The sequence below is a fragment of the Ralstonia sp. UNC404CL21Col genome (genome assembly GCF_000620465.1).
In the GTDB taxonomy this organism is placed as follows: domain Bacteria; phylum Pseudomonadota; class Gammaproteobacteria; order Burkholderiales; family Burkholderiaceae; genus Ralstonia; species Ralstonia flatus.
Genome location: NZ_JIBE01000004.1, coordinates 262,831 through 287,307, shown reverse-complemented (window position 1 = coordinate 287,307; position 24,477 = coordinate 262,831). Strand labels below are relative to the sequence as shown.

Here is a 24,477-nt window from a genome sequence, read left to right as displayed (position 1 = left end):
AGCAAAAAAAACGCGGCCGAAGCCGCGCAGATCTCGCTTTCCAGAGAGAGAGAGGGAGCAATGCCTGGTTACTGTTGCGCCACCGTTGCAGGCTGGGCCGCGTTGGCCGGCGGCAGATCACCCCAGCCACCGCCCAGCGCCTTGATGAGCCCCACCGTGGAGTTCACGCGGCTGCCGGCCAGTTGCACGCCGATGCGTTCGGCGGACAGCATGTTGCGCTCGGCATCGATGACGTCCAGGTAGTTGACCGAGCCCGCGTTGTAGCGCGTGCGGGACAGCTGCGCGGCACGCGTGGAAGCGCGCACGGCGTCGTCCTGTGCCTTGGCCTGATCGGCCAGCAGGCGCAGTTCCGAGAGGTTGTCTTCCACCTCGCGGAAGGCGACGAGCACGCTTTCGCGGTAGTTGGCAACGTTCTCTTCATACGCGGCGCGCGCCTGCTTCACGCCAGCGCTGCGGGCGCCACCGTCGAAGATCGGCAGCGACAGCGCAGTGCCCACCAGCGGCCCGAGAATCCACGTGCGGCTGCCCCACTTGAGCAGGTCGCCAATGTCGTGCGACTCGTAGCCGAAGCCGCCCGTCAGCTGCAGCTGCGGGAAGAATGCCGCGCGTGCCACGCCGATCCGTGCGTTGGCCGCAGCCATCGAGCGTTCTGCAGCAGCCACATCGGGGCGGCGCTCCAGCAGGGCGGAGGGCAGGCCCGCCGGCACACGCACATCCAGCGTGGTGAGCGGTTGTGCGTCCATGTTGAAATCGGCCGGTGCCTTGCCCAGCAGCGTCGCCAGGGCGTGCTCCAGCACCGCGCGACGGCGCTGTACGCCGATGCGGTCGGAGCGTGCCGTGGCCAGTTCGGCATCGGCGCGGGCAACGTCCAGCTCGCCGATGTCGCCGGTGTTGAAGCGGCGCTGCACGAGCTTGAGCGCTTCTTCACGGCCGACCAGCGTGCGGGACAGCAAAGCCTCCTCCGCATCCAGCGTGCGCAGGCTGAAGTACGTCTGCGCCACGTCGGCCTGCAATGAGAGGCGGGCGGCACGGTACAGCGCTTCGACGCGCTCGGCGTCGGCACCGGCGGCATCGATGTTGTTGCGCACGCGGCCGAACAGGTCAACCTCATACGCCACGGTGGACTGCGCGCGCCAGTACGTCTGCGGCTGCACGGGCGCGCCGACCGGCAGGCCCGCCGATGCCGCCGAAGCCCGCTGACGCGTCGGGCCGAAGCCCACGTCCAGTTCCGGGAACAGCGATGCACGGTTGGCCTGCACGAAGGCGCGCGCCTGCGTCACGCGGGCGGCGGCGGCAGCCAGCGTGGGGCTGGCTTCAGCGGCCTGCGCTTCGAGCTTGTCGAGCGTCGGGTCGTTGAAGATCTTCCACCACGCGCCGTCGGCGGGCAGGGCGGGCTCGGCGGTCTTCCACTTGCCTTGCTCGTTTGCCGCCAGCGGTGCATCGGTCGCCTGCGCTGGCTGCGCTGCTTCCTTGAAGGCGTTGGGCGTGCCAACGTCCGGCTTCTCGTAGGTCGGGGCGAGCGAGCAGGCCGCGAGGAACAGCGCGGCGGCCAGCGCCAGCGGAGTCCAGCGGCCCGCGCGCATGGCCGGACCTGTTTGTTGTTGTGTCGACGCGTTCATAACGATGTCTTGATGAGTGTTGACCTTAGTGCTGGGTCGACGGCACGGGCAGCGCGCCGTCCAGGTCCAGATCACGATCGGGTGCGTCTTCCGAGCGCTGGCCGCGGCGAGCCGCCAGCGTGCGCAGCAGCACGTAGAACACCGGCGTGAGGAACAGGCCGAACAGGGTCACGCCCAGCATCCCCGCGAACACGGCCACGCCCATGGCATGACGCATTTCCGCGCCGGCGCCGGTCGACACCACCAGGGGCACCACGCCCATGATGAAAGCGATCGACGTCATCAGGATCGGGCGCAGACGCAGGCGGCAAGCCTCGATGGCGGCTTCCACGATGGTGCGGCCTTGCAGCTCCAGCTCGCGCGCAAACTCCACGATCAGGATGGCGTTCTTACACGCCAGCCCCACCAGCACCACCAGACCGATCTGCGTGAAGATGTTGTTGTCTCCATGCGAGACCCACACGCCCAGCATGGCGGCGAACAGGCTCATCGGCACGATCAGGATCACGGCCAGCGGCAGCGTCAGGCTTTCGTACTGTGCGGCCAGCACCAGGAACACCAGCAGCACGCAGATCGGGAAGATCCACACGGCCGAATTGCCCGCCAGGATCTGCTGATACGTCAGGTCCGTCCACTCGAAGCGCACGCCCTTGGGCAGCGTTTCATGCGCGATGCGCTCCACAGCCGCCTGCGCCTGGCCCGACGAGAAGCCCGGGGCCGGGCCGCCGTTGATGTCGGCAGCGGTGTAGCCGTTGTAGCGCACGACCATGTCCGGCCCGAAGCCTTGCGACACACGCAGCAGCGATGACAGCGGGACCATCTCGCCGGCGGTGTTGCGCGTCTTCAGCTGCAGGATGTCTTCTGCATGGGCGCGGAACGGCGCGTCTGCCTGCACCTTCACTTGGTACGTCCGGCCGAAGCGGTTGAAGTCGTTCACGTACAGCGAGCCCAGATACACCTGCATGGTGTCGAACACGTCCGTGACCGGCACGCCCAGCTGCTTGGCCTTCACGCGGTCCAGGTCGGCATTCAGCTGCGGCACGTTGATCTGGTAGCTCGAGAACGACGGGCCCAGCTCAGGCGTCTGGCGTGCCTTCGCCATGAAGGCTTGCGTGGCGGCAAAGAGCTGTTCGTAGCCGACCGAACCCCGGTCTTCGATCTGCATCTTGAAGCCGCCCACCGTACCCAGGCCCTGCACCGGCGGCGGCGGGAAGACGGCAATGAAGGCGTCCTTGATCGCACCGTACTGCTGGTTCAGTTGCCCGGCGATGGCGCCGCCCGACAGGTTGGCACTCTTGCGCTGGTCAAACGGCTTGAGTGTGACGAACACGATGCCGGCGCTCGGGCTGTTGGTGAAGCCGTTGATCGACAGGCCCGGGAACGCCACGGCGCTTTCCACGCCCGGGTGCTTCAGGGCGATGTCGGACATGCGGCGGATCACGTCTTCCGTGCGGTCAAGCGAGGCACCGTCCGGCAGCTGCGCGAAGCTCACGAGGTATTGCTTGTCCTGCATCGGCACGAAGCCGCCCGGCACCTTGTTGAACAGCAGCGCGGTCGCACCGATCAGCGCCAGGTAGATGCCCAGCATGACGGCCTTGCGGCCGATCACGCGCGACGTGCTGCGGCCATACGACTCCGATGCGGCGCCAAACACGCGGTTGAACGGACGGAAGATCCAGCCGAGGCCCTTGTCCATCGCACGCGCCAGCCAATCCTTCGGCGCGTCGTGGCTCTTGAGCAGCAGGGCGGCCAGCGCTGGCGACAGCGTGAGCGAGTTGAAGGCCGAGATGACGGTCGAGATGGAGATCGTCAGCGCGAACTGCTTGTAGAACTGACCGGTCAGGCCCGTCATGAAGGCCAGCGGCACGAACACGGCAATCAGCGTCAGGGCAATGGCGATGATCGGGCCGCTCACTTCGCGCATGGCCTTGTACGTGGCCTCGCGTGGCGATAAGCCTTCGGCGATGTTCCGCTCGACGTTTTCCACCACCACGATGGCATCGTCCACCACGATCCCGATCGCCAGCACCAGCCCGAACAGCGACAGCGCGTTGATCGAGAAGCCGAACATCAGCATCAGGCCAAACGTACCGATGATCGACACCGGCACCGCCAGCAGCGGAATGATCGACGCACGCCACGTCTGCAGGAACAGGATCACCACGAGCACCACAAGCGCCACCGCTTCCAGCAGCGTGTGCGTGACCGCTTCGATACTGGAGCGGACGAACTGCGTCGGGTCATAGACGATGCGGTAGTCGACGCCTTCGGGAAAGTCTTCCTTCAGCTCGGCCATCGTCTTGCGCACGTCATCCGAAATCTGCAGCGCGTTGGAACCCGGCGCCTGGAAGATCGGAATGGCCACCGCCTGCTTGTTGTCCAGCAGCGAGCGCAGGCCGTATTCCGACGCGGCCAGCTCGATGCGGGCCACGTCACGCAGGTAGGTGACAGCGCCGTTGGGCGAACTCTTGAGGATGATGTCGCCGAATTCCTGCTCGGTCTTCAAGCGGCCCTGTGCGTTGACGGACAGTTGCAGGTCCGTGCCCGGCACCGACGGCGAGCCGCCGATCACGCCTGCGGCCACCTGTACGTTCTGGTCGCGGATGGCCTTGACGACTTCGTTGGCCGTGAGGCCACGCTCGGCCACCTTGTTCGGGTCGAGCCACACGCGCATCGAGTAGTCACCCGAGCCGAACAGCTGCACCTGGCCCACGCCGCTGATCCGCGCAAGTCGGTCCTTGACGTTCAGCACCGCGTAGTTGCGCAGGTACGTCATGTCGTAGCGATCGTTGGGCGACAGCAAGTGCACCACCATCGTCAGGTCGGGGCTGCTTTTGATGGTCGTCACGCCCAGGCGCTGCACCACGTCGGGCAGACGCGGCAGCGCCTGCGACACGCGGTTCTGCACGAGCTGCTGCGCCTTGTCGGGGTCGGTGCCCAGCTTGAAGGTGACCGTCGTGGTCATGTTGCCGTCGCTGTTGGCCTGCGACTGCATGTACAGCATGTTCTCGACGCCGTTGATCTGTTCTTCGAGCGGCGAGGCGACGGTCTCGGCAATCACCTTCGGGTTGGCGCCCGGGAATTGCGCGCGCACCACCACCGAAGGCGGCACGACCTCGGGGTACTCCGAGATCGGCAATCGCCAGATCGAGATGATCCCGATCAGCAGGATCAGCGTGGAAAGCACGCCCGCAAAGATCGGGCGGTCCACGAAAAATTTAGAGAAGTTCATGGCTGTGAGCGATGAGGTTCAGTCGCGATTGAGCGCAATCGGGGCCATCAGGCGCGGTCGGCCGGAAGGCGTTGTGCGTTGGCTGCGGTCTTGGCGTTCGCGGGCTTGGTTTCGGCCTTGGCGGCGGGTGCAGCGGATGTGTCGGCTTTGGCTTCGGCGGGTGCGGCCGGGGCTTCCGGCTGTGCACCCGGCAACACCACGCGCTTGGTGACGAGGCTATCCATGGTCACCGTGTTGGGTGCCACGGCGTCGCCCGGGCGCACGCGCTGGATGCCGTTCACGACGATGCGCTCGCCGGCCTTCAGGCCCGACTTGACCACGCGCAGGCCGTCGATGGAGGCGCCCAGCACGACGGGGCGATAGCTCGTCTTGTTGGCCGCATCCACCACCAGGACGAACTTCTTGTCCTGGTCGGTACCGATGGCCTTGTCGCTGATGAGGATGGCGTCGTGCGGCGCGCCGGTGCTCATGCGCACGCGGGCGTACAGGCCCGGCGTGAGGCGGCCGTCGGCGTTGTCCAGCGTGGCGCGCACGCGGATCGTGCCCGAGCGCACATCCAGCCGGTTGTCGACCGACTGGATCACGCCTTCGCGCGTGTAGCCGTCTTCATTGGCCAGCCCGATGTAGACCGGGGTCTTGGCGCCCTGGGCGGCCTTCTCGGAGTAACGCAGGTAGCTTTGTTCATCCGCATCGAACGCCACGTACATCGGTGAGACCGACACCAGCGTGGTCAGCACCGGCGCAGCGCCCCCGGCAGAGACGACGTTGCCGACGGTGATTTCTGCGCGCGACACGCGGCCCGCGACCGGCGCCACGATGTGCGTGTACTCCAGGTTCAGCTTGGCGGCTTCCAGCGCGGCGGCGGCGCCTTGCAGGTTGGCTTGGGCCTCGCGCGCGGCGTTTTCCTTCTCTTCGAACTCGCGGCGCGCGATGGCGTTGTCGGCCACCAGCTTCTGCGCACGGTCCAGCTCCGACGTGGTGTAGGCCACGCGCGATTTGGCGGCCGTCAGCGCGGCTTGCGTGCGGGCCACTTCGGCCGCGTACGGGCGCGGGTCGATGGTGAACAGCGCGTCGCCCTTCTTGACGATGGAGCCGTCCTTGAAGTGGACGGCAGTGACGGTGCCGCTCACCAGCGGGCGGACTTCAACGCGTTGAACGGCTTCGATGCGGCCGGAAAACTCATCCCACTCGGAAACGTTCTTGGCTAGCACCGGCGCCACATCCACCGGCGTGGCGGCAGGCGCGGCGGCCGGCTGCTGCGAAGCGCCGGCACTGGAGACCAGACCGTAGGTGCCCACAGCTGCAACGCCGAGCACGGCGGCAACCGAAATGGCGAGTGTGCGTTTGGACAGGCTCATGATGACTCTCTCGATTTTGTTGGGTAAGCAAAGAGAAAAAAGACTGGATAAAAGCGCGTTGGCCGCAGCGTAGAAATACGCGGGCGGCCTCGCACTCCGTTTCTTGTTGTATGGGTTCAGCCAGGCGTCTCCCCGGTCGGGTCTATGGAGGTGCGGTCCTTGCGGTCCGCACGTGGACGGCGTTTGCGGGGGGCTGCTTCCTGCCGCGTCATGCCCAGGTGCCAGCGCAGGAAGCACGTCATCTCGTCTTGCGCCACGGCGCTCATGGCGATCGAGTCATGGCACGCTTCGTTCACGCGCACGACCTGCGTGACCACGCCCGCCTCGATCAGGCACGCGGCATACCGCTCGGCTTCGGTGCGCAGCAGGTCTTGCGGCGCGGTGAGCAGCAGGGCGGGGGGCAGGCCCTGCAGGCGGCGCGATTCCACCGGTGCGGCGTAGGGGTGCACACGTTCGGTCGGGCGGGGCAGGTACTGGCGATAGCAATCGGCGCAGACTTCGGCGGAGTTGTCGGCGTTGGCCAGGTGGTCGGGGCGCACGCGGGCCATGGTCGGGTCGAGCATCGGCGCGATCAGGACCTGTGCACGCAGGTGCGGGCCGCCGCGGTCGCGCGCAATCATCGACAGCGCCGCAGACAGGTTGCCGCCGGCGTCATGCCCGGCCACCGCGATGCGGCGACGATCAATACCCCATGCGGCGGCATGGTCGGCCATGCAGCACAGCGCGGCATACACATCTTCCGGTGCAGCGGGAAACGGCGCGGCGGGCGCCAGCGAATAGCCGACCGTGACGACCACGGCCGGCAATGTGGCGGCCAGGTGGCGCGCCGGCGCATCGGCATCGTCGATCGAGCCGCGCACGAAACCACCGCCGTGCAGGTACAGCACGCCGGGGCGGCGCAGCGGCGCGGCGGCATCGTCGGCATGCATTTCGGGGCGGAACACCCGCAGGCGGATGCGGCTGGCGTAGCCCTGGGTCCAATAATCTTCGGCCGTGACCTCGCGCGGCAGCGGCGCCGCGCCAGCTGTTTCACCCGACGCAGAAGCTTGCTCAGGCAGCGTCGATGCTGCGCCGCGCAAATTGTTATTCAGTGCAACATTCTTGGTGGCGGGCGTTGCGTACGGTCGCGCTGGACGAACAGCGGCCGGGGCCGCATCGCTGGTCAGCGATCGATCCGAAACAACGAGGCGCGGTGGAGAAGAACCCATGATGTCAGGCGGGGCTTACCTTTGCGGATAACCCGGATATCGATGGGCTGAATGATGGTGATTAGACGAACGCAGATAAATGCCTATAATCAGACATCACTATTAGTTGCAGCCGAACAATCAATATTTACGGTTGTGCTACAAAGTGTCCTAGCTCGAGGCCGATCTTGTTGCACTGCGAAAACCCGTAGTCGCCGCCATCCTGATCGCGCCTCATGCTCAGAATGCATGCGTGTTCTCGAGCATGAGCAGACCCCTTGATTCCACAGGTCCGGCGCATTGCCCGTTTTGATTCGGGCAGTGCGCCCGCCCCGTGGAGTCCGTCCCTAAGGAGCCGCAGATGGATCGCTTGCAGGCCATGCAGGTTTTCACGCGTGTCGTGGAAGCCAGCAGCTTCACCAAGGCTGCCGACAGCCTTCAGTTACCCCGCGCCACGGTGACGAACCTGGTGCAAAGCCTTGAGGCGCATCTCGGCGTGCGCCTGTTGCACCGGACCACGCGCCGCGTGAATGTCACGGCCGATGGCGCTGCGTACTACGAGCGCTGTGTGCGTCTGCTCGGCGATCTGGAAGAAACCGAGGCTGCGTTTTCGCAAAGCGCGTCGGGAGCGCGCGGCACGTTGCGCATCGATGTTCCTGCGTCGATTGGCAAACGGTTGCTCGTGCCGCGCATTCGCGATTTTCACGCGGCGTACCCCGATCTTCAGCTGGAGATCGGCATGAGCGATCGCACGGTCGACCTCGTGCAGGAGGGCGTGGATTGCGCCGTGCGCGGTGGCGAGTTGCAGGATTCCAGCCTGGTCGCGCGCCGCATCGGCCAGCTGTCGATGGTCAATTGCGCGTCGCCGGAATACCTGGCCCGTTGCGGCACGCCCCAGACGCTGGAAGACCTGCAGGACCACACGGCGGTGAATTACTTCTCTGCGCGCAACGGCCGCCGCATGGACTGGGATTTCGTGATCGACGGGCAGAAGCAGATCCACAAGGTGCGCAGCATGGTGTCCGTCAACGATGCCGAATCGGCAGTGGCGTGCGCGCTGCATGGCCTGGGGCTGCTGCAGACCTCGCGCTTCCTGGTGTACGAGCACCTGGTGTCGGGCGCGCTGGTGGAGGTGCTGCCGGACTATATCTCCGAGCCGTTGCCCATCTCGGTGGTGTATCCGCACAACCGGCACCTGTCGCCCAAGGTGCGGGTGTTTGTGGACTGGGTGGCGACGCTGTTTTCCGACCACCCGTGCCTGCAGCTCAAGGAAAATCCACGGCTGCAGATTGTTAGCGCCGCCTGAACAGTTATTTCTGCAAAGTCGCATTTATCAGACGGGAGCAACGATCTATTCTGCCTTCCAAGCGCAACAACGAGCGCAAACGAACAAGGAATCGATCATGAACTCCCGCCTCTTCTCCGCCTTCTCCCGCCGCGCTCTCTTGGCCATGGTGGCCACCGTGTCGGCTTCCGCCGCGCTGCTGTCGCAGCCCGCAACGGCTTCCATCCAGCCCAACTTCGATGCGCCGGCCGCAACGCAGGCTGGCCACTTCGACGCGTACACGCAGGGCGCAGACCGCCAGGCCGATACCTACGGTTATCTGTCGTGGAAGAACGATCGCTTTGACCCGTACAGCCAAGGCGCCGATCGCCAGGCTGACACGTATGGCTACCTGTCGTGGAATGGCGATGCGAGCTATCCGAACGGCGGTGCTGCATCGCGCGCATAAACCGCGCAGCGACTGAATTTCTCCTCCTCCCTGTTTGCGGCGTGACTTCATCGGTTACGCCGCATTTTTATTGTTCGGGCGCTTGGTAAAACCCTTGCGGCGCCAACGTGCCAAGGCACCCATGTTGGGTTGGGAGTATCGTGGCAGGCATGCAGACCGTCGTCCTCACGTTCGATTCCAACCTGACGCCGCTTCTTCCGCTGGCGTTGCGCGGGCATCCCGTTGCGCGCGCGTGGGCAGAGGGCGCCACGCTCAAGCACGCCATCGAGGCGCTTGGCGTGCCGCATACCGAGGTGGGGCGCGTGCTGGTGGATGGCCGGCCCATGGCGCTGGAGGCCATGCTCCCGGCCCAGGGCCGTGTTGCGGTGGCCGCGGTGGCGCCCTCGTTGCCGACCGCGCCGCTGCACTTTCTGTGCGACGCGCACCTCGGCGCCACGGCGCGCCTGCTGCGCATGGCCGGTTTTGATACCGCCTACGACAACAATTACGCCGACGCGGCCATCGAAGCGCTCGCTTACGAGGAAGACTGGATCGTGCTGTCGCGCGACCGCGAACTTCTCAAGCGACGCGGCATTCGGCGTGGCGCGTTCATCCGTGCGCGTGAGCCGCAGGCCCAGATGCGCGAGATCGTCACGCGCCTGCGGCTGGCCGACGTGGCGAAGCCGTTTTCACGCTGTCTCGAATGCAATGTGCCGCTGCGCATGCTGAGCGCGGAAGAGGCGTCCGCCAGCGTGCCGCCCCGCGTGCGCGAGCGCCAGCGGCTCTTCAGCACGTGCGACGCCTGCCGACGTATCTATTGGCCCGGTTCGCACTGGGCGCGCATGAATGCCGTGCTGACCGACATGCTGTGGCCCGAGGCCGACGCATCCCCCGATGCAGCGGAGGCCACCGACCGGATGCCGCGCACCGGCAGCGCGGGCGCCTGACTTATTGCGACGGCGCGTTGCGCAGATCGGCCACGAACCGCTCGCGCCAGATGGTGAGATTGGCCGCGCGCAGCCGATCCATCATGTGGGCATAGCGCGCCTTGCGTTCTTCCAGCGGCATCGTCAGCGCACGGTTCAGCGCTTCGGCCATGCCGCGCGTGTCATATGGGTTGACGATGAGCGCGGCATCCAGCTCGCGCGCCGCGCCGGCAAAGCGCGACAGCACGAGCACGCCGGGGTCTTCGGGGTCTTGCGCGGCCACGTATTCCTTGGCGACGAGGTTCATGCCGTCACGCAGGGGCGTGACATAACCGATCTGCGCGCTGCGGAAGAGCGCCATCAACACCCGCCGTTCGTACTGCTTGTTGATGTAGCGGATGGGCGTCCAGTCCAGCTCCGAGTGCTTGCCGTTGATGCGGCCCGACTCCGCTTCGAGCCGTTGCCGGATCTGCTGATAGCTCTGCACGTCCTGGCGCGACGTGGGCGCAATCTGGATGAAGGTCACGTGCCGGCGATGGTCCGGGAAATCGTCCAGCAATTGCTCGAATGCGCGGAAGCGTTCCGGCAGGCCCTTCGAATAATCGAGCCGGTCCACGCTCATGATGAGTTTCGTGGGTGGCTGGCCCTGGCCTTGCCCCTGGGGCGCGATGCGCTCGCCGCGCACACTCGCATGCCGCATGAACGGATTGCGCCGCGCCAGCGACGCCTTCGCCTGCTGGGCGATCTCGTCCGGATGCACGCCGATCGGGTAGACCTCGGCGCGCAGCGTGTGGCCATAGGCGTGCACGGGGCCGTTCTGTTCCTTCTGTTCGATGTAGCCGCGGGCTTCGCGCTCGATGTAGTCGTAGAAAGCGACGCGATCGGTCTCGGTCTGGAAGCCGACCAGGTCGTATGCACACAGCGCACGCATGAGGTCTTCATGCGGCGGAATCGTCGTCAGGATTTCCGGCGACGGAAACGGGATGTGCAGGAAGAACCCGATGCGGTTGGTCAGCCCCAGCGCGCGGCACTCGGCGGCGAACGGGATCAGGTGATAGTCGTGTACCCAGAGAATGTCGTCGGGCTGCACCAGCGCCTTGAGCTGATGCGCGAACTGCGCGTTGACGCGCCGGTAGCCGTGGTACTCCTGACGCTCGTAGCGCGACAGATCCACCCGGTAATGGAAGATTGGCCACAGCGTCGCGTTGGCAAAGCCACGGTAGTACTGGTCGTAGTCTTTGCGGTTCAGGCCGACGGTGGCGTAGGTGATGTTGCCCTTGGTGACGATGTTGGGTTCGTGCGAAACGGTCGTCGCGGTTTCGCCGCTCCAGCCGAACCAGATGCCGCCGGTTTCGCGCAGCGCATCGAACACACCCACGGCCAGGCCGCCGGCCGTTCCCTGGCCTTCGGCAACGGGCGCAACGCGGTTGGAAACCACAATGAGTCGGCTCATGCGGCACCTCGCTTGGCCGGGGCCGTGAGCGTTGCCAGCCAGGCCCGCAATGCCGCCGCGTCTTGCACGCGCCAGCGCGCCTGGCTTGGGCCTGCGCCCACTTTGATCGACCAGCCATCCAGCGCATTGACGGCATCGAAGGCACTTTCATCGGTCAGGTCGTCGCCGGCAAACAGCACCGTGCGGCCCATGAACGGCGGCTCGGTCATCAGCGTGTGCACCACATCGCCCTTGCTGGCGCCGCGCGGCTTGAGTTCGACCACCATCTTGCCGGCCTGCAGGCGCACGTGATCGGCATAGCGGTGCGCCAGCCGATCAGCCAGCGTCAGCACAGCGTTCTCGGCTTCGGGCGCGTGGCGGTAGTGCAGGGCAAATGCAATGCTTTTGCTCTCCAGCACCACGCCGGAAAACTGCGTCGACAACTGCGTGAGTTCAGCGCGCAACTCGCGCTCCAGCCGGGCGAGCGCGTCGGCGTCGGTGCTCAGGCGGACGAATCCGCCGTCTGCATAGCGGCGTTCGGCGCCGTGCACACCGGCGATGACGAGGCCGGGCAGCGACAGGCGCGACTCCACGTCGTGCACCGTGCGCCCGCTGATGATCGCCAACGCGCCCCCGCTGGCGGCATGCAGCGCGGCCAGCGTTTCGCGCAGCGGCGCAGAGACATGCACCGCATCGGGCTGCGGCGCGATATCGACCAGCGTGCCGTCAAAGTCGAGCAGGAGGGCAGTTTGCCCCAGATCGAGCGGGGGCAGCGGCGCCGCGTTGGCAGAAGACTGAGGAGAGACGTTCTTGGACAAACCGGTTCTTGTGAATGTGCTTGATACGCCTGTTCACGCAAGAACCGGGCCGGCCAAAGGGCGGCGGCGCCACACGTTGTCATTTCGCCATTTGCGGCACGCGCGGCAATGGCCGTGTTTGTAAAAACGGAAGCGGGATGCAAATCCTTCACACCGTCGCCGGCCATCGGCGCACATCGGCGCACATCGCGCCTCAGCTGTGAAACCAGCCGTTGACCGTGAAGCGGCCATCCTCCATGCGGCCGGACGGCACGCTCACCGGCCGCAGCTCGTGCATGAGGAAGCTCGGGAACACGATCAGCCGATTCTGCACGGGCGCGATGTCAACGAAATCTGCGGTTTCGCGCCACCGCCGGCCATCGGTGCGCGAGGCATACAAGCGCAGGTTGCCGCCTTCAAACGCGCGCGGCTCGCGATGAAAGTAGTAGATGAACGTGACGCGGCGCGTGCGCAGCTGCGCGTGCGTGTTGTCGTTGTGGACTTTGAAGAATTCGCCGTGGCCAGTCACCGTGAGCTGCACTTCCAGCCGCTGCACTGGAAACGGCGCAATGCGCAGGCGCTCGAAAATGTTGTCGGCATAGGCGAGCAGGCGTTCTTCGAACAGGGCGACGATGGTCGGCTCGTCGTAGCGCACGCGTGAGCGGCGGATGTCCAGCTCGACACCACCGCCTGCCGCGTTGAGGACCGCAGACGGGCGATATGCCGCCGGGTTGGCGAGCGCCGCTCCGCGCACGAGTTCAAGTTCGTTGGGCGGCAGGAATTCGTCGCATGACGCCCACCACGGTGGGTGGACCAACTCCACCGGTAACAGGTCGGGCGATGCCATCGGCAAGTGCTGGGGTTCGAGCGTCAATTGAGCGACCCACGGAAGTTGAGGTTGACGTAGTGCAGCAGCAGCGAGGTCGAGATGTGTCCTTCGGGCAGCGCCTCGCGAAAATGCACCACACGCGGACCGGCGTAGACGAGCGCATCGCCCAGACTTTGATAGACGAGTACTTCAGCATCGGGCAGGCCCAGGCGGATCGGCCATGAGGCTTCGAGCGTGGGTTCGGGCGTGTAGTCGACGGCGATGGTCAGGCTGTATTCGCATTGCGGCCGATCGACGTGGCGGTGCAGGACCGCGCCCTGCGTATAGGCCGCGAGGTACGCGTAAGACGGTTTGACGGGAACGCCGACCACGTGCGAGATGAGCGGCGTGAGGCGCGTCTGCAGGGTCTGCAGCACCGGGTCGTTGTGCGCGCGGTATCGGCGCGGCACCTGCGGGTCGCCAAACCGGATGGCGCCGGTGCGCACGCCGTGGCGAAGATAGCGGCGCACGGCCGCCACCTCGTACGGGTGCAGGGCATCGGTCACCACGCCATAGCTTTCGCGCGCGAACGACGCCCGCGCAGCTTCGAGCGGCGGCTCGTGCGGCGCATCGACCTGCGCGGCCGATATCAGTACGCCGGCATCGACGAGCACGTTCTGCATGAACGGGTCCATCGACGGGGCGATGTCGCCGGGGCGCATCCGGCGCAGGCTGCTCCAGGCGTTGGGGCTGATGGCGAAGGTGTGGTCGATGCGGCGGTCTGGGTCTTCAACATGCAGCAACCAGCCTTGCTCGGACTGCCCGAAGCGCAGCCGCGGGTTGATATGCAGCGGCTGATCCGACATGGCCCGCGCCCGGATGCGCTGCACCGCCGCGCGCGGTGCAAGCACATCCGGCTGATAGTCGAGCATGGGTGCGATCACGCTGGCCTCCGTTCACTTGACGGACAGCTCGGCCAGCACGATGGCGACCAGCAGCGGCCTGGCGTGCGCGCCGGCAGGGGCAACGATTTCCGCCGGGCGCAATGCGGGCACGACCACGGCGCGCCCCGTGGAAAGCGGCACCACGATCTGCCCACGGCGCGGGTCGACACCCGCCAGGCGCAGCGGGCCGCGCAGCATGCGCAGCGATGCATTGGCCGTGCCGGTGCTGCCCAGCGTTGCGACCAGCACCACGTCGTTGGCATGGGCGGGCTGGTTGGCCAGGTCGATGCGCGTGCTGGTGCCCGGCTGCAACGCCAACACGGAAACACGGATCCGGCCCACTTGACGCGCGCGCGGAGCAAGCCGGCGGGCGGCGCCCGGCAAGGCGCGCTCCACAGCCCCCACAAGCAGCTTGTCGACCTGGGGCGTGTCGCGCAGCACCTGGATGCGCACGGGCGCCGGCGCCAGGGTTTCGCTGGCTTCGATCGAACGCGTGTAGACGACCTGCGTTTCGAAGCGCGCGCCTGCCGCTGCCACTACGCCGGCCACCTGCTGCAGCACCGCCACGCTGGCGAACTGGTCGATGATGGATTCGAGCGCGCCAGGGTCCAGCACGCCGTTCCAGCGGCCCTCCGGGTCGGAAGGGCCGGGCTCCGGCGCGCCCGGGTCTGACGGGCCGGGATCGACTGGGCCCGGGTCTCCAGGGCTGCCAGGGTCGACCGGCCCGGGGCCACCCGGATCCACCGGGCCAGGGTTGATCGGGCCGGTGGGCTCGCCTGGACCAACGGGGCCTGGGCCGCCCGGGTCTCCAGGATCGCCGGGGCCGACAGGACCGACAGGGCCCGGCTCGCCAGGATCGACGGGTTCCGGATTGCCCGGCTCACCCGGCTGCGGATCGCCCGGCCAGCCCGGGTCGATCGGTTGCGGATCGCCGGGGTCGATGGGCTCCGGAGGCGGCGGAACACCCGGGTCGCCAAGCGGGATCGGCGGGAAGATCGGCTGCGGTCCGTGCGGGAAGAACGGGTCGTCCGGCGGCAGCGACGGCGGCACGGGAATCGGAAACCATGGCGGCACGCCCGGCACGGGTACCGGTTGCGGATCGACGGGAATGGGGATGGGGATCGGCACCGGGCCCGGCCCGGGGTTGGGTGGGATCGGCGGAATGGATGGCGGAAAAAGGGGCGGCGGATTCAGCGGCGGCCACACCCAGGGCCCACCGCTCGGATCGTTCGCGACAGGCCCAATGGGCGATGGTGCGACCGGTCCGAAGATGCCCGGCTCGGACACGACCGGTGCGACCGGATGCGCTATCACGGGCCCCGCCGCCGGGTTGATATGTACCGGCACGCGGCTCGCACCGCCCAGCAGATGCGATGCGATGGCCGCCCCGAGCACATCGCTGGCGCGCTTGCCGAGCGTGTTCGTCAGCGCGGTGTGAATCGCGTTGCCGACGTTCGGGTCGGTAGTCTGCGTCTTGAGTTGTGCGACGAGGCTGGCGAGCAGTTCGCGCTCGCGCTCGGAGAGCACACCCGGATGCGTCGACAGGTCTGCGCCGAGGGCACGCAGCAGATCGGATGATCCGGAGTTGGAAGGCTGGTCGGGCATGGCGCGATCCTCCGGCAATGGCCGTGGTCGTGCCCATGCACCGTCCCACCCCACTGCAAGGCGTGCCGCTTCCTATTGCGTGCTACCGCGGCCCGATGGCCGGTTGAGCGGCTTGCGCAATGGCATCTAAGGTCACGGCACGCACTTCAGCAAGCGCAGGACAGCGCTTTCATGCGTCTATTTTTTTAACTCTCATTGAAAGCGCGAAACATGAAGCGAACGCTGAGTTTTTTCATGCAACGCGCTACGCGGGCAAGCCTCAGTTACAGCGATGCAGCCAGGCGCGTGCCCTGGTCAATGGCGCGTTTGGCATCCAGTTCGAGCGCCTCGTCTGCGCCGCCGATGACGTGCACCTTTGCACCGCCCGCCTGCAGCGGCTCCACCAGTTCGCGCAACGGTTCTTGCCCTGCACACAGCACGATGGAATCGACCGGCAACCATTCGGCGGCTTCGCGTTTTTCGCCGTAGCTCACGAGCAGGCCTTCGTCGCCGATGCGCTCGTAGTTGACGCCGCCCACCATGCGCACGCCCAGGTTCTTCAGGCTGGTGCGGTGGATCCAGCCGGTGGTCTTGCCGAGCCCGCCGCCGAGTTTGCCGGCGCGCCGCTGCAGCAGGACGATGTCGCGCGCGGGTGTTTGCGGTTCGGGGCGGATGCCATCCACGCCGCCGCGCACTTCGGTCGGGTCACCCACGCCCCATTCGGCACGCCACGTCTGCAGATCGAGCGTGGGCGAGTGGCCGTCGAGCGCGAGGAATTCCGCCACGTCAAAGCCGATGCCGCCCGCACCGACAATCGCCACGCGCTTGCCGACCGGCTTGCGATGGCGCAGCACATCGATGTACGACAGCACGCTCGGATGGTCCTGCCCCGGGATCTTCGGGTTGCGCGGCGACACGCCCGTCGCAATGATGATCTCGTCGTATCTGGCGGCAAGCAGCTGCTGCGCATCCACGCGCGCACCCAGGCGAGGCGTCACGCCGGTGGCCTCAACCCGGCGCGTGAAGTAGCGCAGCATCTCGTGAAATTCTTCCTTGCCCGGGATCGTCTTGGCCATGTTCAATTGGCCGCCGAGTTCCGGTGCTGCGTCGAACAGGTCCACGGCGTGCCCGCGCTCGGCCAGCGTGATCGCCGCGGACAGCCCCGCAGGACCGGCGCCCACCACCGCAAAGCGGCGCTTGGCGGGCGTCGGTCGAATGACGAGTTCGGTCTCATGGCATGCGCGCGGGTTGACGAGACAACTCGCAATCTTGGCCTTGAACGCGTGGTCCAGGCACGCCTGGTTGCAAGCGATGCAGGTGTTGATGTCCTGCGCGCGATTCGTGGCGGCCTTGCGTACGAAATCGGCATCGGCCAGTAGCGGCCGCGCCATCGACACCATGTCGGCGCACCCGTCAGCCAGTACGGCCTCCGCCACCTCGGGCGTGTTGATGCGATTAGACGTTACGAGCGGAATGCCCACCTCGCCCTTCATCTTCTTCGTGACCCACGCAAACGCTGCGCGCGGCACGCTCGTCGCAATGGTCGGGATGCGCGCCTCGTGCCAGCCGATGCCCGTATTGATGATGGTGGCGCCCGCCCGCTCCACGGCCTTGGCGAGCTGCACGACTTCTTCCCACGAGCTGCCGTCCGGGATCAGGTCGATCATCGACAGGCGGTAGATGATGATGAAATCCTTGCCGACTGCCTCGCGCGTGCGCTGCACGATTTCCACGGGCAGGCGCATGCGGTTGGCGTAGCTGCCGCCCCAGTCGTCCGTGCGCTTGTTGGTGTGCGTGACGAGAAACTGGTTGATGAAGTAGCCCTCGGAACCCATGATCTCGACGCCGTCGTAGCCGGCTTCGCGGGCCAGTTGCGCGCACCGCACGAAGGCGCGGATCTGGCGCTCGATACCGCGTGCGGACAACTCGCGCGGCGTGAACGGGCTGATGGGCGAGCGCAACGCTGTGGGCGCCACCGCAAGCGGGTGGTAGCCGTAGCGGCCGGTATGCAGGATCTGCAGGGCGATCTTGCCGTCTTCCTCATGCACGGCGTTGGTGACCGTGCGGTGGCGACGCGCTGCGCCATGGGTGGCCAGGCGCCCGGCAAACGGCTTCGTCCAACCGGCAATGTTGGGCGCGAATCCGCCCGTGACCATCAGCCCGACATCGCCGCGTGCGCGCTCGGCAAAGTAGGCGGCCAGCCGGTCGAAGTGGTTGCCGTCTTCCAGCCCGGTGTGCATCGACCCCATCAGCACGCGGTTCTTGAGCGTGGTGAAGCCAAGGTCGAGCGGGCTGAGCAGATTGGGGTAAGGCGAGGAGGGCGTGGAGGCGGGCATGTCCGGCGCAGGGGAGGCGCTGCGATGATGTGGAAACGCGCCGGACGGTAGCACCCAAGCGCCCGTTGGAACAACAGGGCGGGGCTCTAGATGTGTGGACTGCGCGTCAGGATTGTCCCGACTTTTTTGCGTCGTCTTCAGCCGGCTTGCCGAGCAGCGCTTTCAGCAGCTTGTTCTGGGGAATGGCCTTGCCGCTGCCCTGGCCGGGCTTGCCGGTGCGCAGGCTGTCGCGCTTGAGGTTGTTGGCGATCTTGAGGCCCTTGAGTTTTTCGAGGTCGGTTTTCTTCACGATGAGGTCCGCAATGGGATACATGAGCTGCGTGTTACGCTCGGCAGGATACGCGAATTGCCTGCCCCCCGGTTCGCCCACGCCCCGTCTTTCTGTATTTCCGCTGCCGCAGTGACTGCATTCACGCCGCCCGCCACGCCCGTTCCGGACCTGTTCCAGCCCAGCCTGCAAGACTGGTCCGAGCAGCCCGCCCAAGCCTTCGAGCACTGGCTCGCCGCACGCGGCTATCGTGAATCGTCGGCGACGGTGTATCGCGCGATGTGGCGCAAATGGCTGCGCTGGGCCCAGTCGCACCAACGCGCGTTGGCCGATTGGAGTGCCGCCGACATCGCAGCCTTTCTCGACGAATCGGGCCTGACCAAGCTGCATCGATATCGCTACGCGCGTCTGATCGAGCGCGTTTTCCATCAGATCGAGCAACAACGCACGGGCACGCACAACCCGGCAAGCACCGCTGTCCAGCAGAAGCTGGCCGAAGGCGAGAACGACCCGACCACGTTCCTGTCAGCCGCCGAGCGCGCGGCGATCGAGGCTTCGCTGGAGGTGGGCGCGCAGGCCAGCGAGGCCGCTGCGAATGCCAGTGCGTTCAAGCTGGCGCGCGACCGTGCACTCGTGGCGGTTTGCCATGGGGCAGGGCTGAAGGTCGCGCAGGTGCAATCGCTGCTGCTCCGCCAAGTGGATGAGGCGCTGGAGACGATCACCGTCGAGCGCCCGCGCGGCCCGTCTTACCGGGCGCCTGTGCTGCAAGCCGTGCGCCCCGCGCTGGCGGCGTGGCTGGCGGTACGCGCACACGCCGAGGTGCCGGGCGAGCGCGTGTTCGTTGCCGACGCCAGCGGACGCGTGATGCACGCAGCGTCGGTCTACCGGCGCGTCGAGGCTTGGCTTGCCGCGCTCCCGGCATTGCTGCATCGCAGCGAACGGCTCTCGCCGCAGACGCTGCGCAACGGCTACACGGCGGCGCTGTTCGACGCTGGCGCGGACCCTGCTGAGGTGGGGTACGCGCTGGGCCTGCGCGATGCGACGTCGGCATGGCGGTTGCGCGCGGCCTATGCTGAGTGGCAGGCGGCTGCCCATCCGGACCGCCAGCCGTAGTTCCAATTTTTGTGCAACACAGGCTGCAAACCGCCCGCAAGCGGCTGGCAGGCTTTGCTATGATCGCGCTGTTTTACGCGATGCGAAGCGGGTCGGCGCAGCGTAGAACGACGATGCCCGGTTCAAACCGGCACGCTAGCTCTCTCCTTCCTCGATACCTCGCACCCCATGACAGAAACCATTCTGCTGACCGGCGCTACCGGCTACATCGCCTCGCACACCTGGGTTGAACTGCTGGATGCGGGCTACCAGGTGATCGGTCTCGACAATCTCTGCAACAGCAGCTCGACCGTGCTGTCGCGCATCGAGCAGATCACCGCCAAGACACCGAAGTTCGTGCAAGGCGACGTACGCGACCGCCGCCTGCTCGACGACCTCTTTGCCAGCTCGCGCATCTCTGCGGTCATCCACTTCGCGGCGCTCAAGTCGGTCGGCGAATCGGTCCAGAAGCCGCTGGCCTACTACGACAACAACATGGGCGGCCTGGTGACGCTGTGTGCCGCCATGGCGCATGCGAATGTGCGCCAGCTGGTGTTCAGCTCGTCGGCAACGGTGTATGGCAATCCGCATACCGTGCCGATCACCGAATCGTTTCCGCTCTCGGCCACCAACCCCTACGGCCAGACGAAGGTGATGGGCGAGCAAGTGCTGCGCGATCTGGAGATTTCCAATGCGGCGTGGCAAATCGCTTACCTGCGTTATTTCAATCCGGTGGGCGCGCATCACAGCGGCCTGATCGGCGAAGACCCGCGCGGCATTCCCAACAACCTGATGCCGTATGTGGCACAGGTGGCGGTGGGCAAGCGAGAGAAGCTTTCGATTTACGGCGGTGACTGGCCAACGCCTGACGGCACTGGCGTGCGCGACTACATCCACGTGGTGGACCTTGCGCGCGGGCACCTGTCGGCGCTCGACACGCTGCGTCGCGATGGCCGCGGCTTTACCGTCAACCTCGGCACGGGCCGCGGGTATTCGGTTCTGGAAGTGGTGGAGGCCTACAAGCGCGCCAGCGGCAAGCCCGTCCCGTATCAGATCGTGGACCGCCGCCCCGGCGATATTGCAGCGTGCTATGCCGATCCGGCGCTGGCGGCGTCGCTGCTGGGGTGGCGCGCGCAATACGGCATCGAGCGCATGTGTGAAGACTCGTGGCGCTGGCAGAGCATGAATCCGGACGGCTTTCAAACCCGTGGCTGATTCATTGAACGGCTCGAACCCACAGGAGACGCCCTGTCGTGGATGAGGTGTTGATCGCTCACCTGGTCAATACGCTGGCGCACGCGTCGTTGCCTGCATTGCTGCCATTTGTCGTGGCCTGCGGTGCGGGCAGCTTGCTGCTGCGTTTGCTCGATGACTTGCGCAGCGCTACCGCGTCGCGCACGCGCGTGCCGCTGGTCATGACAGCGCTGTTTGCCGCGATCGGGCTGTGGGCCGTGCCGCTGCTGCCGCTGCTTGCACGTTGGCCGCTGCACGAAGACACCGCCGTGCTCGTGATGACGCTGGCTTCGTTCTGCTGGAGCCTGGCCGTTGCGGCGCTGTGGTGCGTCCTCGGCGGCCGTGCGGGCATGGTGCGTGCGCTTTCGCTGGGTGTACTGCTGAGCGTGAGTGGGCCGGTGGCGGTGCTGCTGTTGGCCGGTGTAACGAGCTTCAGCACCACCGCATGGGAAGACGCAGGGCTGCTCGCTATCGTCATTGTCTTGTCGGCGGTGGCGTGCGCGGCGGCGCTGCAGTTTGCGCTGTCCGCGCGGTCAGGCGCGACGGGCGTGGCGGTGCGTCGCCCGGGCGTGAGCCTGTTTGTGAGCGTGCTGTTCGGCACCGCGCTGACGGCGGACGCGGTCTACACGGCGTCGCTTGCGGGTTCGTTTTCGACGTTCTCCGCCATGCCCGCCAATGCGCCGGCAGGGTTGCAGGTGCTGCTGGTGGTGGGGGCGGTTGCGACGGTGCTCGCGGCTTTGCTGCTGGGCTATCGGGATCGCGCCACGGGCGACACCGCGGCCGCCATCGCTGCCCGCGAGATTCGTCTGCGCAAGGAAACCGTGCAGGCGCTCAACGACCTGGAGCAGAGCTACCGCCGCCGCGAAGCCGAACTGGTCGCACGCCATCAACTGCTGCTGGACGGTGCGGACGTCGGCCTGTGGGAGTTCGACTTGGTCACCCGTGCCGCGCAGTTCTCCACGCGCTTTGCGGCCATGCTCGGCTATACGCTCAAGGAAATCGGTCCGAGCACCAGCGAGTATCTCCGACTGGTGCATCCGGATGATCTGCCCATGGTGCTCAACCGCATCCAGGCGCATGTTGACGGCAACTCGCCGGCGTACGTGGCGGAATTCCGGATGCGGCACAAGGACGGCAACTATCGCCAGATGGCTGCGCACGGTGTGGCCGTGCGCGACGCCGGCGGCAACGCCGTGCGAATGGCCGGGTCGCATATCGAGATGGCGGTCAAGGTCGTGAAGGTGGCCGAGGCAGAAGTTGCCGCGCCAGCTTCTTCAACCGTTGCGCAAGCGCCCGAAACGCTGCGTCGCCATGGCTTGTGGGAGTCGTGGTCGCCGATCGATTCTTCTGCGGCCGAGGCTGTCCCGGCTCAATCCGCGCCGACAGCTGCGCCTGCGCCGGCCAGCGGTGGCGCACTCCCAAGCATCAACCCCAACGCGTTGCGTTGAAGTCTCTTTCTCCTGCCTTTTACGATCGGCAGCGTCTTCTTGAGTACATGCCCTACTCAAGTTTTCCCTCCGCGCGTTCGATACCCCAAACAGAGCGCGTGTAATCGCGCCAGGGGAGCGCCGCGATGCACCAGTGCCTTGCGGACACAAGAAAACGCTTGGAGGGAAGGAAGATGAATCGACTCACGCTTCGTCAGAAGCTGTGGCTGCCGCTTGTCCTGAGTTGGCTGTGCCTGCTTGTCATCACATTGTGGAGCGCCTGGGGGGCGCGCACTGTGCGGATGGAGGAGCGGCAACGCGACCTCCAGAACGTCAGCGCGACGGCGTTCAGCGTCATCAAGGAATACGCCCAGCTGGCGCAGGAGGGCAAGATGACGGTGGACGAGGCCAAGGCCCAGTCCATCGCGCGCCTCAAAGACATGCGGTACGGCACCGACGGCTATTTCTCGCTGTCGAGAACCGACACCGTGTCGGTCATGCATCCGATCAAGCCCGAGATGGTCGGCAAGAACATGTCTGGCGCAACCGATCCGGAAGGCAAGCATTTGTTCGTGGACATCGCCCAGACGGCCAAGGCTGGCGGCGGGTTCGTCCGCTATCTGTGGCCCAAGCCCGGCAGCGACAAGGCTGAGCCGAAGCTGACCTACGTCTCGTACTACGAGCCGTGGGATTGGTCGATGACGACAGGGCTGTATATCGACGATGTGGATGCGGCGTTTCGCACGTCTTTGATCCAATCGCTGGGCTTGTTGTTTGGTATTGGCCTGCTGATGACCGTGGTGGTGGTGTCGGTCACGCGCGGCCTGCAACGCCAGTTGGGTGGTGAGCCGGCCTACGCCGCGGATATTGCTTCGCGCATTGCCAAAGGTGATCTGGCGTTGCGGGTGCAGACCCGTCCGGGCGATCGGGACAGCATGCTTTTCGCCATGTCGGAGATGCAGCAGCAGCTGACCGGCACGATCAGCGACATCAAGAACTCGGCGGATTCCATTGCCAGTGCGACCAAGCAGATCGCCGCGGGCAATGCCGATCTGTCGCAGCGTACGGAGCAGCAGGCGTCTTCGCTGGAAGAAACGGCGTCGAGCATGGAAGAGCTGACCAGCATCGTGAAGCAGAACGCCGACAATGCGCGTCAGGCGAGCACGCTGGCCGTCAATGCCTCGGATATTGCAGTCAAGGGCGGCGAGGTGGTCGGCCGTGTGGTCGAGACCATGTCGGGCATCAACGAAAGCAGCAAGAAGATCGCCGACATCATCGGGGTGATCGAAGGCATCGCTTTCCAGACCAACATCCTCGCGCTGAACGCCGCGGTTGAAGCTGCCCGCGCTGGCGAGCAGGGTCGCGGCTTTGCCGTGGTGGCAGGCGAGGTGCGCAGCCTGGCGCAGCGCTCAGCGAGCGCGGCCAAGGAGATCAAGGAGCTGATCGGTGATTCCGTGGGCCGTGTGCAGAACGGGTCGGCGCTGGTGGAAGAGGCCGGTGTGGTGATCCAGGACGTCGTGACTGCCGTGAAGCGGGTGACGGACATCATGGGTGAGATTTCTGCGGCGTCTGAAGAGCAGAGTTCCGGCATCGAGCAGGTCAATCTGGCGGTGAACCAGATGGACGAAGTCACACAGCAGAATGCCGCGCTCGTGGAACAGGCGGCGGCCGCTGCGCTGTCGCTGGAAGAGCAGGCGCAATTGCTGCGCACGGCGGTGGGGCGCTTCCAGACGTAACCGCGCGAATCTCTGCGAGGCAGTAATACAAAAGGCCGGCGAATTTGCCGGCCTTTCTCTTTGTGGTTTCCGGCGCGCCTCTTTGTGCGGGCTCGGAATGCTGCGCTGGAGGGCGCTGTTCAGGCGACCAGAAAATCCTCCATCTTCCGGCCCGAAGACAGTTCCTTGACCAGCCAGCCCGGACGCTTGCCACGACCCGTCCAGGTATTGCCATTGTTGTCACGGTAACGCACCGGCACCTTGCGGCCGGCCTTCTTCGAGGCCACGGCACCCTTCGCACCAAAACCGAGGTCTTCGGCGGTCAGGCCGTATTCCACGATCTTGTGCTTGATTTCAGCGATCACCGTCGCTTGTTCATTTGCCCGGAGTTCATCGGCCTGGCGCTGCAGTTCAGAGATCTTCTGAACAATTTCCTTGTAAGTCGGCATTATGGATTCCTCAACTTTGCAATTGAAACATGGGCACGCTCCCCGTAGCCCAGGGCATTATAACGACTTTGCAGGTGAGAAATGAATTTCGTTAAGACCTCATGTCAACGGCGTGGATTTTCTGCCGCACCGCGCTTTGCGCAAACCTGCATGGGGCGTGTGTTTGCGCGAGATGGTGAAGTCGTAAACATATGAACTATTACAAAGTCATTCGGCCGTATTGAAATCAACGCGCTGCGCAGCCGACGCAATCCCAACACAGTTTTTTCTTATGTGACTACTTCATTACTTCGGCAATCGCGTCCGCGCGTCGCCGAAATATTTCCAAATATGAAGGTGAAAGGTTCCCGAAAGGTTC

The 24,477-nt window shown here is 65.7% G+C and carries 19 protein-coding genes; 7 read left to right on the top strand and 12 right to left on the bottom strand.

Annotation, left to right across the window (positions count from 1 at the left end; all coding sequences use genetic code 11):
• Nucleotides 1-68: 68 nt before the first annotated feature.
• The 4 genes from N511_RS0109465 to N511_RS0109450 all read right to left on the bottom strand — a co-directional run bounded on the left by N511_RS0109465 (nt 69) and on the right by N511_RS0109450 (nt 7,417).
• A complete protein-coding gene (locus tag N511_RS0109465) occupies nt 69-1,619 on the bottom strand; it encodes an efflux transporter outer membrane subunit (protein ID WP_269321389.1) in 1,551 nt (516 codons plus the stop codon).
• A 25-nt stretch (nt 1,620-1,644) separates the two neighbouring features.
• A complete protein-coding gene (locus N511_RS0109460) occupies nt 1,645-4,851 on the bottom strand; it encodes an efflux RND transporter permease subunit (protein WP_027679075.1) in 3,207 nt (1,068 codons plus the stop codon).
• A gap of 47 nt (nt 4,852-4,898) precedes the next feature.
• Nucleotides 4,899-6,209, bottom strand: coding sequence for an efflux RND transporter periplasmic adaptor subunit (locus tag N511_RS0109455; protein ID WP_027679074.1), 1,311 nt, complete (start codon nt 6,207-6,209; stop codon nt 4,899-4,901).
• A gap of 116 nt (nt 6,210-6,325) precedes the next feature.
• Complete coding sequence (locus N511_RS0109450) at nt 6,326-7,417, bottom strand: alpha/beta hydrolase (protein WP_027679073.1); 1,092 nt, start codon at nt 7,415-7,417, stop codon at nt 6,326-6,328.
• 340 nt (nt 7,418-7,757) lie between these two features.
• Between N511_RS0109450 and N511_RS0109445 the strand changes: the two genes are divergently transcribed.
• The 3 genes from N511_RS0109445 to N511_RS0109435 all read left to right on the top strand — a co-directional run bounded on the left by N511_RS0109445 (nt 7,758) and on the right by N511_RS0109435 (nt 10,055).
• Complete coding sequence (locus tag N511_RS0109445; protein ID WP_027679072.1) at nt 7,758-8,702, top strand: LysR family transcriptional regulator; 945 nt, start codon at nt 7,758-7,760, stop codon at nt 8,700-8,702.
• 97 nt (nt 8,703-8,799) lie between these two features.
• Entirely contained in the window at nt 8,800-9,129 is a 330-nt protein-coding gene (locus tag N511_RS0109440; protein ID WP_027679071.1) for a hypothetical protein, read from the top strand.
• Nucleotides 9,130-9,278: 149 nt separating this feature from the next.
• Nucleotides 9,279-10,055, top strand: coding sequence for a Mut7-C RNAse domain-containing protein (locus N511_RS0109435; RefSeq protein ID WP_027679070.1), 777 nt, complete (start codon nt 9,279-9,281; stop codon nt 10,053-10,055).
• A 1-nt stretch (nt 10,056) separates the two neighbouring features.
• On the opposite strand, the gene otsA is transcribed toward N511_RS0109435, so the two are convergent.
• The 7 genes from otsA to N511_RS0109400 all read right to left on the bottom strand — a co-directional run bounded on the left by otsA (nt 10,057) and on the right by N511_RS0109400 (nt 18,248).
• A complete protein-coding gene (gene otsA / locus N511_RS0109430; RefSeq protein ID WP_027679069.1) occupies nt 10,057-11,487 on the bottom strand; it encodes an alpha,alpha-trehalose-phosphate synthase (UDP-forming) in 1,431 nt (476 codons plus the stop codon).
• Nucleotides 11,484-12,284, bottom strand: coding sequence for a trehalose-phosphatase (gene otsB, locus N511_RS0109425; protein WP_027679068.1), 801 nt, complete (start codon nt 12,282-12,284; stop codon nt 11,484-11,486). Before otsB ends, otsA begins: the two co-directional genes overlap by 4 nt.
• Nucleotides 12,285-12,477: 193 nt before the next feature.
• Complete coding sequence (locus N511_RS23920) at nt 12,478-13,137, bottom strand: 2OG-Fe(II) oxygenase (RefSeq protein WP_197032038.1); 660 nt, start codon at nt 13,135-13,137, stop codon at nt 12,478-12,480.
• A complete protein-coding gene (locus N511_RS0109415) occupies nt 13,134-14,015 on the bottom strand; it encodes a hypothetical protein (protein WP_155954036.1) in 882 nt (293 codons plus the stop codon). Before N511_RS0109415 ends, N511_RS23920 begins: the two co-directional genes overlap by 4 nt.
• A gap of 12 nt (nt 14,016-14,027) precedes the next feature.
• A complete protein-coding gene (locus N511_RS25575) occupies nt 14,028-15,620 on the bottom strand; it encodes a hypothetical protein (RefSeq protein WP_051530865.1) in 1,593 nt (530 codons plus the stop codon).
• Between the two features lie 263 nt (nt 15,621-15,883).
• Nucleotides 15,884-17,935: an NADPH-dependent 2,4-dienoyl-CoA reductase gene (locus N511_RS0109405; RefSeq protein ID WP_027679066.1), complete on the bottom strand. Its 2,052-nt coding sequence runs from the start codon at nt 17,933-17,935 to the stop codon at nt 15,884-15,886.
• A gap of 106 nt (nt 17,936-18,041) precedes the next feature.
• Nucleotides 18,042-18,248: a hypothetical protein gene (locus tag N511_RS0109400; protein ID WP_081785340.1), complete on the bottom strand. Its 207-nt coding sequence runs from the start codon at nt 18,246-18,248 to the stop codon at nt 18,042-18,044.
• An 87-nt stretch (nt 18,249-18,335) separates the two neighbouring features.
• Between N511_RS0109400 and N511_RS0109395 the strand changes: the two genes are divergently transcribed.
• The 4 genes from N511_RS0109395 to N511_RS0109380 all read left to right on the top strand — a co-directional run bounded on the left by N511_RS0109395 (nt 18,336) and on the right by N511_RS0109380 (nt 23,691).
• Nucleotides 18,336-19,316, top strand: coding sequence for a tyrosine-type recombinase/integrase (locus tag N511_RS0109395; protein ID WP_027679064.1), 981 nt, complete (start codon nt 18,336-18,338; stop codon nt 19,314-19,316).
• A gap of 168 nt (nt 19,317-19,484) precedes the next feature.
• Nucleotides 19,485-20,510, top strand: a complete 1,026-nt coding sequence (gene galE / locus N511_RS0109390; RefSeq protein WP_009240632.1) for a UDP-glucose 4-epimerase GalE — start codon at nt 19,485-19,487, stop codon at nt 20,508-20,510.
• 38 nt (nt 20,511-20,548) lie between these two features.
• Nucleotides 20,549-21,976, top strand: a complete 1,428-nt coding sequence (locus tag N511_RS0109385) for a PAS domain-containing protein (protein WP_027679063.1) — start codon at nt 20,549-20,551, stop codon at nt 21,974-21,976.
• A 173-nt stretch (nt 21,977-22,149) separates the two neighbouring features.
• Nucleotides 22,150-23,691: a methyl-accepting chemotaxis protein gene (locus tag N511_RS0109380; RefSeq protein WP_027679062.1), complete on the top strand. Its 1,542-nt coding sequence runs from the start codon at nt 22,150-22,152 to the stop codon at nt 23,689-23,691.
• Nucleotides 23,692-23,810: 119 nt separating this feature from the next.
• Here the strand turns inward: N511_RS0109380 and N511_RS0109375 are convergent, their stop codons facing one another.
• Complete coding sequence (locus tag N511_RS0109375) at nt 23,811-24,119, bottom strand: H-NS histone family protein (protein WP_004627393.1); 309 nt, start codon at nt 24,117-24,119, stop codon at nt 23,811-23,813.
• Between the last annotated feature and the right edge of the window lie 358 nt (nt 24,120-24,477).

Excerpts from the sequence above, each read along its gene's own strand:
- otsA (WP_027679069.1), bottom strand. The coding sequence starts at position 11,487 with ATGAGCCGACTCATTGTGGTTTCCAACCGCGTTGCGCCCGTTGCCGAA.
- N511_RS0109435 (WP_027679070.1), top strand. The coding sequence starts at position 9,279 with ATGCAGACCGTCGTCCTCACGTTCGATTCCAACCTGACGCCGCTTCTT.
- N511_RS25575 (WP_051530865.1), bottom strand. The coding sequence starts at position 15,620 with ATGCCCGACCAGCCTTCCAACTCCGGATCATCCGATCTGCTGCGTGCC.
- N511_RS0109455 (WP_027679074.1), bottom strand. The coding sequence starts at position 6,209 with ATGAGCCTGTCCAAACGCACACTCGCCATTTCGGTTGCCGCCGTGCTC.
- N511_RS0109450 (WP_027679073.1), bottom strand. The coding sequence starts at position 7,417 with ATGGGTTCTTCTCCACCGCGCCTCGTTGTTTCGGATCGATCGCTGACC.
- N511_RS0109405 (WP_027679066.1), bottom strand. The coding sequence starts at position 17,935 with ATGCCCGCCTCCACGCCCTCCTCGCCTTACCCCAATCTGCTCAGCCCG.
- N511_RS0109460 (WP_027679075.1), bottom strand. The coding sequence starts at position 4,851 with ATGAACTTCTCTAAATTTTTCGTGGACCGCCCGATCTTTGCGGGCGTG.
- N511_RS0109440 (WP_027679071.1), top strand. The coding sequence starts at position 8,800 with ATGAACTCCCGCCTCTTCTCCGCCTTCTCCCGCCGCGCTCTCTTGGCC.
- galE (WP_009240632.1), top strand. The coding sequence starts at position 19,485 with ATGACAGAAACCATTCTGCTGACCGGCGCTACCGGCTACATCGCCTCG.
- N511_RS0109375 (WP_004627393.1), bottom strand. The coding sequence starts at position 24,119 with ATGCCGACTTACAAGGAAATTGTTCAGAAGATCTCTGAACTGCAGCGC.
- N511_RS0109445 (WP_027679072.1), top strand. The coding sequence starts at position 7,758 with ATGGATCGCTTGCAGGCCATGCAGGTTTTCACGCGTGTCGTGGAAGCC.
- N511_RS0109380 (WP_027679062.1), top strand. The coding sequence starts at position 22,150 with ATGAATCGACTCACGCTTCGTCAGAAGCTGTGGCTGCCGCTTGTCCTG.
- N511_RS0109400 (WP_081785340.1), bottom strand. The coding sequence starts at position 18,248 with ATGTATCCCATTGCGGACCTCATCGTGAAGAAAACCGACCTCGAAAAA.
- N511_RS0109465 (WP_269321389.1), bottom strand. The coding sequence starts at position 1,619 with ATGAACGCGTCGACACAACAACAAACAGGTCCGGCCATGCGCGCGGGC.